The sequence below is a fragment of the Enterobacter sp. SA187 genome (assembly GCF_001888805.2).
Taxonomy (GTDB): domain Bacteria; phylum Pseudomonadota; class Gammaproteobacteria; order Enterobacterales; family Enterobacteriaceae; genus Enterobacter_D.
The window spans coordinates 438,969-451,326 of the sequence record NZ_CP019113.1 but is presented as its reverse complement, the minus strand read 5'-3'; the positions used below and the strand labels follow the sequence as shown (position 1 = coordinate 451,326).

Here is a 12,358-nt window from a genome sequence, read left to right as displayed (position 1 = left end):
AACATCATGGCAAAAGCACCACGTAAAACCGCTGAATTTGTTGATACGACTGGCAATGAAGTTGTTACCGAAAACCAGAACGTCGTGACCCTCGACAAGCCGATCCAGCGTGCCGGTCAGACGATTGATAAAGTCACCCTGATTGAGCCGAACGCCGGTACCCTGCGCGGCGTCAGTCTGGCGGCTGTGGCGCAGTCCGAAGTCGACGCGCTGATTAAAGTGCTGCCCCGCATGACCTATCCCGCGCTCACCACGCAGGAGCTGACCGCGATGAACCTGCCCGATATGCTGTCGCTGGCCGCTAAGGTGATTGGTTTTTTGTCACCGGCTTCGGTGGAATAGATTTTCCGCCCAACCTGTCGACCGATGACCTGATGGCGGATATTGCAGTGATATTCCACTGGCCGCCATCAGAGCTATATTCCCTGAGCCTGACCGAGCTCATCACATGGCGCGAAAAGGCGCTGCAGCGTAGCGGAAACCACAATGAGTAATAACCTGAGGCTTGAGGTATTGCTGAAAGCGGTCGACCAGGCGACACGACCGCTTAAATCCATCCAGACCGCGAGTAAAACCCTGTCGGGCGATATTCGAAACACACAAAAAGGGCTGCGTGACCTGAACGGCCAGGCGTCGAAAATCGACGGCTTTCGTAAGGCAAGTGCGCAACTGGCCGTAACCGGTCAGGCGCTTGATAAAGCTAAACGCGAGGCCGGTGAGCTGGCCGTGCAGCTTAAAAACACCACCAGTCCGACCCGCGCGCAGGCGCAGGCACTCGACGCGGCAAAGCGTGCCGCCTCTGAGCTGCAGACGAAATACAACAGCCTGAGAACGTCGGTACAGCGTCAGCGCTCGGAGCTGATGCAGGCCGGTATTAATACCCGCACCCTGTCTGCCGATGAGCGTCGGCTCAAAACCTCCATCAGCGAAACGACAGCGCAGCTTAACCGCCAGCGTGAAGCACTGGCGCGCGTCAGTGCGCAGCAAGCTAAGTTAGGCCGGGTGAAAGAGCGATATAAATCAGGCAAGGAGCTTGCCGGTAACATGGCCGCTGCAGGTGCTGCCGGGGTCGGTATCGCGACAGCGGGAACGATGGCGGGTGTGAAGTTACTTACGCCGGGTTATGACTTTGCGCAGAAAAATTCCGAGCTGCAGGCCGTGCTCGGGGTCGATAAGCAATCACCAGAAATGCAGGCGCTACGCAAACAGGCGCGCCAGCTCGGCGACAATACTGCCGCGTCTGCTGATGACGCAGCGAGCGCGCAAATCATCATTGCGAAAAGCGGCGGTGACGCTGCTGCCATTCAGGCAGCGACGCCGGTCACGCTGAATATGGCGCTGTCAAACCGGCGCACGATGGAGGAAAACGCTGCGCTGCTGACCGGGATGAAATCAGCATTTCAGCTTTCAAACGACAATATTGCGCACATTGGCGACGTTCTCTCGATGACCATGAACAAAACCGCCGCAGATTTTGACGGCCTGAGCGACGCGCTGACCTATGCCGCGCCGGTAGCAAAAAATGCCGGGGTGAGCATCGAGCAAACCGCCGCAATGGTCGGTGCGCTGCACGACGCCAAAATCACCGGTTCAATGGCGGGCACGGGTAGCCGCGCCATTCTCAGCCGCCTGCAGGCTCCCACCGGACAAGCGTTTGAGGCCATCAAGGAGCTCGGCGTCAAAACGTCCGACAGCAAGGGGAACACGCGCCCGATATTCTCCATCCTGAAAGAAATGCAGCGCAGCTTTGAGAAAAACAACCTCGGGACAAGCCAGCGCGGCGAGTATATGAAAACCATTTTCGGCGAGGAGGCCAGCTCGGCGGCGGCGGTACTGATGGAAGCAGCCTCAAGCGGCAAACTTGACCGGCTCACCGCAGCGTTTAAAGCCTCGGACGGTAAAACCGAGGAACTGGTTAAGGTTATGCAGGATAACCTCGGCGGCGACTTTAAAGAGTTCCAGTCTGCTTATGAGGCAGTCGGTACCGACCTTTTTGACCAGCAAGAAGGGTCACTGCGTAAGCTCACTCAAACCGCCACACAATACGTTTTAAAGCTCGACGGCTGGATCCAGAAAAATAAGGGGCTCGCGACAACTATCGGCATCATTGCCGGTGGTGCACTGGCTCTGATTGGCATCATCGGCGGCATTGGCCTCGTTGCCTGGCCTGTTGTCATGGGAATCAACGCCATTATCGCCGCCGCTGGCGTGATGGGTACGGTCTTTACTGTCGCCGGGAGTGCCATTGTGACCGCACTCGGCGCGATTACCTGGCCGATTGTGGCCGTCGGGGCGGCGATTGTGGCCGGGGCACTACTCATTCGCAAATATTGGGAGCCCATCAGCGCATTTTTCTCAGGGGTGATTGAGGGCATCATGAGTGCCTTTGCACCGGTCGGGCAAATGTTCGCTCCACTGACACCAATCTTTGACGGGCTCGGTGAGAAGCTGCGCGGTGTCTGGCAGTGGTTTAAGGACCTGATTGCACCGGTCAAGGCCACGCAGGAGACGCTCGATAGCTGTAAAAATGTCGGCGTCATTTTTGGTCAGGCACTGGACTCAGCGTTGATGGCACCGCTTAACGTCTTTAACAAGCTGCGAAGCGGTGTCGACTGGCTTCTCGAAAAGCTCGGCATCATCAACAAAGAGTCGGACAATCTCGACCAGACCGCCGCAAAAACCAACGCCGCCACGCAGGGTAATTCCTACATCCCGGCAACCAGCACATATGGCGGCTATCAGGCTTACCAGCCAGTTACCGCACCGGCGGGGCGCTCTTACATCGACCAGAGCAAAAGCGAATACAACATCACTCTGCCGGGTGGCGTTGCACCGGGGCATCAGCTTGACCGACAGCTACGTGACACGCTTGAACAGATTGAGCGTGATAAACGTGCGCGCCAGCGTGCCAGTATGAGTCACGACTACTGAGAGGGATTTAAACGATGATGCTTGCTCTTGGAATGTTTGTGTTTGAGCGCCGCACCCTGCCTTATCAGTCGATGCAGCGCTCAAAAGATTATCGCTGGGCGTCTAATGACCGGGTCGGCAAGCCGCCTGCATATCAGTATCTCGGCGAAGGGGAAACTTCACTCCAGCTTGCCGGTACGCTTTACCCTGCCATTACTGGCGGCCGCATTTCCCTGCAGGCCGTTGAGCTGATGGCCGACGAGGGCAGAGCGTGGCCTCTCATTGAGGGAACCGGCACAATCCTCGGAATGTTTATCGTCGACAAGGTATCGACCACGCACACTGAGTTTTTCAGTGATGGCGCGGCCAGGAAGATTGATTTTACGCTTTCGCTAAAACGGGTTGATGAGTCACTGACAGCGATGTTTGGCGATCTGAATAAACAGGCCGGGGAGCTTCTCGGCTCTGTCGGTAATCTGACCGATAAAATGCAGGGTATGCTCGGAGGGCTGACACTATGATAACGGGCATGACCATCGACGCCGGTGCCAGCCTTGCGCCGGCCTTTATGCTGACAATGAACAGTAAGGACATAACCAGCAATTTTAGTGACCGGCTGATTTCTCTCACCATGACCGACAACCGGGGCTTTGAAGCTGACCAGCTCGACATTGAGCTCGACGACACCGACGGAAAAGTCGAGCTGCCCCTGCGCGGGGCGGTGCTGACGCTGTGGCTTGGCTGGCAGGGCTCGGCGCTTCTGAATAAGGGCGATTTCACGGTCGATGAGATTGAACACCGGGGCGCGCCCGACACCCTGACCATTCGCGCACGTAGCGCAGACTTTCGCGGAACGCTCAATTCACGGCGTGAAGAATCATGGCACGATACCACCCTCGGCGAGCTGGTCAGCACCATCGCAAAGCGCAATAAACTGACGGCCAGCGTAGCGGATTCACTGAAAAAAATACCGGTACCGCATATCGACCAGTCGCAGGAGTCCGACGCCGTATTTCTGACCCGGCTGGCTGACCGCAATGGGGCGACGGTGTCAGTGAAAGCGGGGAAGTTGCTGTTTCTGAAAGCCGGTAGTGCGATGACGGCCAGCGGCAAACCCATCCCACAAATGACGCTTACTCGCAGCGATGGCGACCGTCATCAGTTTGCTATTGCCGACCGTGGAGCTTATACCGGCGTAACCGCAAAATGGTTGCATACCAAAGACCCTAAGCCGCAAAAACAAAAAGTGGCGCTGAAACGTAAGCCAAAAGAAAAACACCTGCGCGCACTGGAGCATCCAAAAGCAAAGCTGGTCAGCAAAAAGCCAAAGGCCAAAAAAGAGCCGGAAGCGCGCGAGGGTGAGTACATGGCCGGTGAGGCCGATAACGTGCTGGCGCTGACGACGGTCTACGCTTCCAAGGCGCAGGCGATGCGAGCCGCTCAGGCTAAGTGGGATAAGCTGCAGCGAGGCGTTGCAGAGTTTTCAATTACGCTCGCGCTTGGCAGGGCTGATTTATTCCCTGAGACACCGGTGCGCGTATCGGGCTTTAAGCGCGTCATAGACGAGCAATCTTGGTTAATCAGTAAAGTGACCCATAATCTGAGTAATAGCGGCTTCACGACGGGCTTAGAGCTTGAGGTTAAACTCTCTGATGTGGAGTACAGCGCGGAATCGGATAACGAATAAAATTAATTCACAAAAAGTGAATCGATGGTTATCATTGCTTCACGAATTGAGAATAAGAGGTGGATTATGTTTCATTGTCCGAAGTGCCATCATGCCGCACATGCGCGAACAAGCCGCTATCTAACCGAAAACACGAAAGAGCGCTACCACCAGTGCCAGAACATCAACTGTAGTTGCACATTTATGACAATGGAAACGATAGAGCGCTTTATTGTTACTCCGGGAGCCATTGACCCGGCACCGCCGCACCCGACTGTCGGTGGTCAACGACCATTATGGCTCTGATAAATTTCCGCTAAATGCCCGCCGCGTGCGGGTTTTTTTATGCCCTCAGCAAAGTGGCGGTAAAAAATCCACCGCCATTCTATCGCCACTCGAAAACGAGGAAACAAAAAGGCCACTCGCGAAAGTGGCCTAAATATATGTATTTACTTATAAAATCTGGTGGCCCCTGCTGGACTTGAACCAGCGACCAAGCGATTATGAGTCGCCTGCTCTAACCACTGAGCTAAGGGGCCGTGGCGGGGGATTATAATGTAACTTCCCGCTTCAATCCAGCCATAAGCGTGTGCCTGCCGTTTTTATAAACAACCTATAATCAATCCTTTATACTTTATGGATGATCCCATAACTGGAGCTTTAGATGATCAACGATATTCTCGCGCCTGGCCTGCGGGTGGTGTTCTGCGGCATTAACCCTGGTAAATCGTCGGCGCATACGGGCTTTCATTTTGCGCATCCGGGCAACCGCTTCTGGAAGGTGATCCATCAGGCGGGCTTTACCGACGAGCTGCTGAAGCCGGAGAAGGAGATGCGGCTGCTGGATACCCGCTGCGGCATCACCATGCTGGTGGAGCGGCCTACGGTGCAGGCCAGCGAAGTAGACCTGCATGAGTTGCGTACCGGCGGCCGTGAGCTGATCAAGAAGATAGAAGACTATCAGCCTCATGCGCTGGCGGTGCTGGGCAAAAAAGCCTATGAGCAGGCGTTCAGCCAGCGCGGTGTGAACTGGGGTAAGCAGAAGATCACTATTGGCGCGACCGAGGTATGGGTGTTGCCGAATCCAAGCGGCCTCAACCGGGCGACGCTGGATAAGCTGGTGGAAGCGTACCGGGAATTAGATGAAGCGCTGATCGTGCGCGGTTTATAGCGCCCATAAAAAACCCTCCGGAGAGGGCTTTTCACAAACGGCTTGCGGGCGATTAATCGTCCAGGAAGCTGCGCAGCACTTCAGAACGGCTCGGATGGCGCAGTTTACGCAGCGCCTTCGCTTCGATCTGACGGATACGCTCACGGGTAACGTCGAACTGTTTACCCACTTCTTCCAGCGTGTGGTCGGTGTTCATATCGATACCGAAACGCATACGCAGAACTTTCGCTTCACGGGCGGTCAGGCCAGCCAGTACGTCATGGGTGGCGGCACGCAGGCTCTCGGTGGTGGCAGAATCCAGCGGCAGCTCGAGGGTGGTATCCTCGATGAAATCACCCAGATGCGAATCTTCATCGTCGCCGATTGGCGTTTCCATGGAGATCGGCTCTTTGGCGATTTTCAGCACTTTACGGATTTTGTCTTCCGGCATCAGCATGCGCTCGGCCAGCTCTTCCGGCGTCGGCTCGCGGCCCATTTCCTGCAGCATCTGGCGGGAGATACGGTTGAGCTTGTTGATAGTCTCAATCATATGCACCGGAATACGGATGGTGCGCGCCTGATCCGCGATGGAACGGGTGATCGCCTGACGGATCCACCAGGTTGCGTAGGTGGAGAACTTGTAACCGCGACGGTATTCGAACTTATCAACCGCTTTCATCAGGCCGATGTTGCCTTCCTGAATCAGATCGAGGAACTGCAGACCGCGGTTGGTGTATTTCTTGGCGATAGAAATAACCAGACGTAAGTTCGCTTCCACCATCTCTTTCTTCGCACGACGCGCTTTCGCTTCGCCGATGGACATACGACGGTTGATGTCTTTTACCTGCTCGATGGTCAGGCCGGTCTCTTCTTCAATCTGCTGCAGTTTTTGCAGGCCGCGCTGCACGTCTTCTGCAACTTCATGCAGTTTTTCAGACCACGGCTTGTTCATCGCGATAGCCGCGTTGAGCCAGGTTTCGCTGGTTTCATTGCCGGTGAAAAGGGTGATGAAGTTTTTCTTCGGCATTTTGCACTGTTCAACGCACAGCTTCATGATCAGGCGTTCCTGGGTACGCACGCGATCCATCATGACGCGCATGCTGTTAACCAGGTAGTCGAACTGTTTCGGCACCAGGCGGAACTGCTTGAATACTTCAGACAGCTTCAGGATCTCTTCCTGAGCGCTGGCGTGCGTGCGGCCTTTGGCTTTGATGGTGTCGCGGGTGACCATATACTGCGTACGCAGCTCGGCGAACTTCTCACGCGCCAGTTCTGGATCGATGCTGTTATCGTCGTCGCTGTCGTCTTCTTCTTCATCTTCGTCTTCATCGTCGTCCGCCATCTCTTCGGTGGACAATTCAGAACCGACATGCGTCGCGGTAGGGGCCAGATCTTCTTCTGCGTTCGGATCAACAAAGCCGGTGATCAGGTCAGACAGACGCGCTTCTTCCGCTTCCACGCGATCGTACTGCTCCAGCAGATAGGTGATCGCTTCCGGGTATTCGGCAACGGAACACTGAACCTGGTTGATGCCGTCTTCAATGCGTTTGGCGATGTCGATTTCGCCTTCGCGGGTTAACAGCTCAACGGTACCCATTTCACGCATGTACATGCGCACCGGGTCGGTGGTACGTCCGATTTCAGACTCAACGCTGGACAGCACCTGTGCGGCAGCCTCTTCCGCATCTTCATCGGTGTTGTTCGAGTTTTCAGCAAGCAGCAGATCATCGGCGTCCGGTGCTTCTTCCATCACCTGGATGCCCATGTCATTGATCATTTGGATGATGTCTTCGATCTGATCGGAGTCGACGATATCTTCCGGCAGATGGTCATTGACCTCGGCATAGGTCAGATAGCCTTGCTCCTTACCACGTTGGACAAGAAGTTTCAGCTGTGACTGCGGGTTTTGCTCCATAAGACGGTATCCACACTTAATTCATGAGGGTTGGTGTCGGTCGGCGAAACTAAGCCGCCAACATAAGCTAATGAGGGCTTACTTATATTTTTGCCGCTGCCCTTCAATGCGGCTGTCGGGGTCTTCCCGAACGATACTCGGCACTTAAGCCGTTAAATTCATTTGCGGGCGCGCGCTTCTGTAATGACGCGCACCTCTTCGCGCTCCGCTGGCGTTAACCCGTGGGTCCGCGAGCGGGCGATCAATTCTGAGAGCCGAAGCTCAAGTACCGAGTCGAACATGTGGTTCAGCGAGTCGGTGAACGTTTTTTCTGCAATGTCCTTATCAGCTATATCGTCCCACATGGACAGCTTTTCAAGGGTGGCGGCTTCATTTGTGCCGCGATACTGCTCTAACAGCTGGCCGGTGGTCAGGCCAGGCTGTGACAAACAAGTGTTGACCAGTTCGGCAAATAAGCCAAGTCCGGGCAATTTTTCCTGATTCAGACCTTCCAGCGGCGGCACAAGCGGTGCCAGCTCGGGATTCTGAACCAGCAATCCTATCAGTATACGCATGGTTGTGCGTTTTAGCTGAGGCACAGGTCGGACCGCGCCATTTTCGGATTGTTTGGGCATTAAACGTTCAAGTTGGTTATCGTCAAGAATGCCCAGTTTGTTACCTAATTCTTGCCGTAAATAGATACGAAGTGTTTCACCCGGTACCTGAGTAATCAGCGGCAGCGCCAGCGTACTGAGCTGCGCGCGTCCATCGGGCGTGCTCAAATCGACCTGCGGCATCAGGCTGTTAAACAAAAACGTGGAGAGCGGCTGAGCCTGCTCCATCCGCGCTTCGAACGCCTCTTTACCCTCTTTACGCACCAGCGTATCGGGATCTTCGCCATCCGGCAGAAACATAAAGCGTAACTGACGGCCGTCGGTCATAAACGGCAGCGCGGTTTCCAGCGCGCGCCAGGCGGCTTCTCTGCCTGCCCGGTCGCCGTCGTAACAGCAAATCACGCTGTTGGTGACGCGAAACAGCAGCTGAATATGTTCAGCGGTTGTGGAGGTACCCAGCGAGGCGACCGCATAATTAATGCCGTACTGCGCCAGGGCAACCACATCCATATAGCCTTCGACAACCAGCAAGCGGGGCGGTTCCGCATTATCCTGCTGGGCTTCATACAGGCCGTACAGCTGGCGGCCTTTATGGAAAATATCGGTTTCCGGGGAGTTCAGATATTTGGGCGTGTCGTCGCCAAGCACACGACCGCCAAAACCGATCACCCGCCCGCGCTTATCGCGGATCGGGAACATCACGCGGTCGCGAAAACGGTCGTAACTGCGTCCCTTATCGTTGGTGACCAGCATGCCGGCATCGGTCAACGACTGACGATTATCCTGGTTGCCGCCAAAACGCTTTAACACGTTGTCCCAGCCGGGAGGGGCAAAACCAATGGCGAATCGTGTGATGACATCGTTGCTTAATCCGCGCGTGGCCAGATACTGGCGGGCACGCTCGGCGACAGGCTGCAACAGGGATTGTTGATAAAACGTGTTCAGGCCGTCCATTAACTGATAGAGGCTTTGCCGCTGATGGCGCTCTATCTGGGTCAGCCCGCTGCCTGCTTCAAAAGGCACGTCGAGATTGTGCATGGCCGCCAGTTCTTCTACGCTTTCCACGAACTCGAGCTTGTCGTAGTTCATTAAAAAGTCGATAGCATTACCGTGCGCGCCACAGCCAAAGCAGTGATAAAACTGTTTCTCACCGTTTACGGTGAAAGAGGGGGTTTTTTCGTTATGGAACGGACAACACGCGTGATAATTCTTGCCCTGCTTTTTAAGCGTGACCCGTGCATCGATCAGATCGACGATGTCGGTGCGCGCCAGCAGGTCATTGATAAATACTCGTGGGATTCGTCCAGCCATGTGCCCCATTACCCTCAGCGCCAGGCGTTCAGGTATGTCAGATCATAAACGAAAATAAGCCGCGCATTCCTTTCGGAAGCACGGCCTTACAACTACAACTCAGTCTGTAAAATTGAGAGCTTAAGCCCTCAATACATTAGTACAGACGAGTACGGCGTGCGTTTTCGCGAGCCAGTTTCTTCGCGTGACGTTTCACTGCGGAAGCTTTAGCGCGTTTACGTTCGGTAGTCGGTTTTTCATAGAACTCACGACGACGAACTTCCGCCAGAACACCTGCTTTCTCACAGGAACGCTTGAAGCGACGCAGAGCTACGTCGAACGGCTCGTTTTCACGTACTTTAATTACCGGCATGTGCCTCTCACCTTTGATTAAATCGGTTTGCCGCTGGCATCAACGCCAGCTTATTTCAAAATGGTGCGGAATTTTACTGCAAATGCTGCTGCTTTGTAAAGCACCGCTACCCTTCTTTGCAAGGGACTTTTGTAAGGGGGACGAGTATACACGAACTGGCAAGACGGGGTGAGCAAAGTTTTACAAGCATGGGCATTCGCCCTACACTGCGCGGTATTGAAAAGAGGTAGAAACCACCATGCGTGTACTGGGTATTGAAACATCCTGCGATGAAACCGGCATCGCCATTTATGACGATGAAAAAGGGCTTTTAGCCAACCAATTGTATAGTCAGGTGAAATTACACGCTGACTACGGCGGCGTGGTGCCGGAACTGGCATCCCGCGACCATGTGCGCAAAACCGTGCCCCTGATCCAGGCGGCAATGAAAGAAGCGAACCTCAGCGCGCAGGAGATAGATGCAGTAGCCTATACCGCAGGGCCGGGTCTGGTAGGGGCGTTACTGGTCGGCGCGACCGTTGGCCGTTCGCTGGCCTTTGCCTGGGATGTGCCGGCCATTGCCGTGCATCATATGGAAGGCCACCTGTTAGCGCCGATGCTGGAAGACAATCCGCCGGAGTTCCCTTTTGTGGCGCTGCTGGTTTCCGGCGGACATACCCAGCTCATCAGCGTGACGGGCATCGGGCATTATGAACTGCTCGGCGAGTCGATCGATGATGCCGCCGGGGAAGCCTTCGACAAAACCGCGAAGCTGCTGGGGCTGGATTATCCCGGCGGACCTATGCTGTCAAAAATGGCGGCGGCAGGCACGGAGGGACGCTTTACCTTTCCGCGCCCGATGACCGATCGTCCGGGGCTGGATTTCAGCTTCTCGGGCCTGAAGACCTTCGCGGCCAACACCATTCGCAACAACGGTAACGACGATCAAACCCGCGCAGACATCGCCCGTGCGTTTGAAGACGCGGTGGTGGATACGTTGATGATCAAATGCAAACGCGCGCTGGATCAGACCGGCTTCAGCCGTCTGGTGATGGCGGGGGGCGTAAGCGCGAACCGCACGCTGCGCGCAAAGCTGGCCAATATGATGCAAAAGCGCCGCGGCGAGGTGTTCTATGCGCGTCCGGAGTTTTGCACCGATAACGGCGCGATGATCGCTTATGCGGGTATGGTCAGGCTGAAAGCAGGAACGACGGCGGATCTGGGCGTTACGGTTCGTCCGCGCTGGCCGCTGGCAGAGCTGCCTGCGGCGTGATGATGCATGCCGGATGAAGCTCATCCGGCATAAAAACTACTCTTCGGTATTATCCCTTTCGCGCTTTTTCCTGAACTTCGTCCAGATTTTTGTCTCCTGCCTGCGCCACAGACGCTGGATGTTGTCATGGTGCCGCAACAGGATCAGACAGGAGAGCATGGCCACCGGGAAGGTAAACTGCGGTTTAAACCACCAGACGTAAAAGGGCGCAATCAGCGCGCTGATAATGGCTCCCAGCGACGAATAGCCGCTAAGTAACACCGTCAGCAGCCAGGTACCCGCCATGACGCCCGTCAAATCCCAGCCAATAGGCGCGATCGCCCCGAACGCGGTGGCGACGCCTTTACCGCCCTGGAAATGAAAGAAGACCGGCCAGATATGGCCCAGACAGGCGGCAATCGCGATAAGCCCCAGCCAGAACGGCGTGATGCCCAATGCATACGCGCCCCAGACAGGCAGCATGCCTTTGAGGACATCGAAGATCAGTACCGTTACGGCTGCTCCCTTGCCGCCAATTCGCAGGACGTTGGTCGCTCCGGGATTCCCGGATCCGCTCTCGCGAGGGTCAGGCAGACCCGCGATGCGGCAGACCAGAATGGCGCTGGAGATTGAGCCGCAAAGGTACGCGAGGAGGATCATTCCAGGCGCGATTGCACTCATAACGCTGTTCCGTTTTGAAAATGTCGTTTTATTCTCTGCATCTGTGGATAATACGCATAATTTTTTGAAAGTGGTATCCAGGTTAGCTAAAAACCAGGCGGGGCGTGATGGACATTGTATTTATAGAGCAACTTTCGGTAATCACCACCATTGGTGTTTACGACTGGGAACAAACAATCGAGCAGAAACTGATGTTCGATATCGAAATGGCGTGGGATAACCAGGCTGCCGCGAAAAGCGATGACGTAAACGACTGTCTGAGCTACGCCGATATCGCCGACACGGTGATTGGCCACGTGGAAGGCCAGCGTTTTGCGCTGGTGGAGCGGGTGGCCGAGGAAGTGGCAGAGCTGTTACTGAGCCGCTTTGCGTCACCCTGGGTACGCATTAAAGTCAGCAAACCGGGCGCGGTAGCGCGGGCGGCAAACGTCGGCGTGATCATCGAACGTGGGCTTAATCCGAAACAAAACAATTAACTTCATAATTATTAAACCAAATGCCAGTATACCGGTCTGATGTCAGGGCCTGACGCGGCTTCGCTGGCGAGCC

13 protein-coding genes and 1 tRNA gene are annotated in these 12,358 nt (G+C 55.3%); 9 read left to right on the top strand and 5 right to left on the bottom strand.

Annotation, left to right across the window (positions count from 1 at the left end):
* The first annotated feature begins 6 nt into the window (after positions 1 to 6).
* The 6 genes from BMF08_RS02180 to BMF08_RS02155 all read left to right on the top strand — a co-directional run bounded on the left by BMF08_RS02180 (position 7) and on the right by BMF08_RS02155 (position 4,882).
* Positions 7 to 342, top strand: a complete 336-nt coding sequence (locus tag BMF08_RS02180) for a phage tail assembly protein (RefSeq protein WP_072569716.1) — start codon at positions 7 to 9, stop codon at positions 340 to 342.
* On the top strand, positions 339 to 494 hold the full coding sequence (locus tag BMF08_RS02175) for a GpE family phage tail protein (RefSeq protein ID WP_072129390.1): 156 nt from the start codon (positions 339 to 341) through the stop codon (positions 492 to 494). Before BMF08_RS02180 ends, BMF08_RS02175 begins: the two co-directional genes overlap by 4 nt.
* On the top strand, positions 487 to 2,931 hold the full coding sequence (locus BMF08_RS02170) for a phage tail tape measure protein (RefSeq protein ID WP_072569717.1): 2,445 nt from the start codon (positions 487 to 489) through the stop codon (positions 2,929 to 2,931). Before BMF08_RS02175 ends, BMF08_RS02170 begins: the two co-directional genes overlap by 8 nt.
* 14 nt (positions 2,932 to 2,945) lie before the next feature.
* Complete coding sequence (locus BMF08_RS02165; protein WP_052921516.1) at positions 2,946 to 3,431, top strand: phage tail protein; 486 nt, start codon at positions 2,946 to 2,948, stop codon at positions 3,429 to 3,431.
* Positions 3,428 to 4,597 carry a phage late control D family protein gene (locus BMF08_RS02160; RefSeq protein ID WP_072569718.1) on the top strand — a complete coding sequence of 390 codons (1,170 nt, stop codon included), beginning with the start codon at positions 3,428 to 3,430 and terminating at the stop codon, positions 4,595 to 4,597. Before BMF08_RS02165 ends, BMF08_RS02160 begins: the two co-directional genes overlap by 4 nt.
* 66 nt (positions 4,598 to 4,663) lie before the next feature.
* Complete coding sequence (locus BMF08_RS02155; RefSeq protein ID WP_023135249.1) at positions 4,664 to 4,882, top strand: DNA-binding transcriptional regulator; 219 nt, start codon at positions 4,664 to 4,666, stop codon at positions 4,880 to 4,882.
* 157 nt (positions 4,883 to 5,039) lie between these two features.
* On the opposite strand, the gene BMF08_RS02150 is transcribed toward BMF08_RS02155, so the two are convergent.
* Positions 5,040 to 5,115 (bottom strand) — tRNA-Ile (locus BMF08_RS02150).
* Between the two features lie 125 nt (positions 5,116 to 5,240).
* Here BMF08_RS02150 and mug point away from each other — a divergent pair.
* Complete coding sequence (gene mug, locus BMF08_RS02145) at positions 5,241 to 5,747, top strand: G/U mismatch-specific DNA glycosylase (protein WP_072569719.1); 507 nt, start codon at positions 5,241 to 5,243, stop codon at positions 5,745 to 5,747.
* Between the two features lie 52 nt (positions 5,748 to 5,799).
* Here the strand turns inward: mug and rpoD are convergent, their stop codons facing one another.
* The 3 genes from rpoD to rpsU form a co-directional block, all read right to left on the bottom strand.
* Positions 5,800 to 7,641 (bottom strand): RNA polymerase sigma factor RpoD, encoded by a 1,842-nt coding sequence (gene rpoD, locus BMF08_RS02140; protein WP_072569720.1) that lies wholly within the window; start codon positions 7,639 to 7,641, stop codon positions 5,800 to 5,802.
* Positions 7,642 to 7,799: 158 nt separating this feature from the next.
* The gene (gene dnaG, locus BMF08_RS02135) at positions 7,800 to 9,545 is read right to left on the bottom strand and encodes a DNA primase (protein ID WP_072570134.1); all 1,746 of its coding nucleotides are present in this window, start codon (positions 9,543 to 9,545) and stop codon (positions 7,800 to 7,802) included.
* A 136-nt stretch (positions 9,546 to 9,681) separates the two neighbouring features.
* Positions 9,682 to 9,897, bottom strand: coding sequence for a 30S ribosomal protein S21 (rpsU, locus tag BMF08_RS02130; RefSeq protein ID WP_001144069.1), 216 nt, complete (start codon positions 9,895 to 9,897; stop codon positions 9,682 to 9,684).
* A gap of 238 nt (positions 9,898 to 10,135) precedes the next feature.
* Here rpsU and tsaD point away from each other — a divergent pair, with 238 nt between their 5' ends.
* Positions 10,136 to 11,149 (top strand): tRNA (adenosine(37)-N6)-threonylcarbamoyltransferase complex transferase subunit TsaD, encoded by a 1,014-nt coding sequence (tsaD, locus tag BMF08_RS02125; protein WP_072569721.1) that lies wholly within the window; start codon positions 10,136 to 10,138, stop codon positions 11,147 to 11,149.
* A gap of 36 nt (positions 11,150 to 11,185) precedes the next feature.
* On the opposite strand, the gene plsY is transcribed toward tsaD, so the two are convergent.
* Entirely contained in the window at positions 11,186 to 11,809 is a 624-nt protein-coding gene (gene plsY, locus BMF08_RS02120; RefSeq protein WP_072569722.1) for a glycerol-3-phosphate 1-O-acyltransferase PlsY, read from the bottom strand.
* Positions 11,810 to 11,916: 107 nt separating this feature from the next.
* Between plsY and folB the strand changes: the two genes are divergently transcribed.
* Positions 11,917 to 12,285, top strand: coding sequence for a bifunctional dihydroneopterin aldolase/7,8-dihydroneopterin epimerase (gene folB / locus BMF08_RS02115; RefSeq protein ID WP_072569723.1), 369 nt, complete (start codon positions 11,917 to 11,919; stop codon positions 12,283 to 12,285).
* The last annotated feature ends 73 nt before the right edge of the window (positions 12,286 to 12,358 follow it).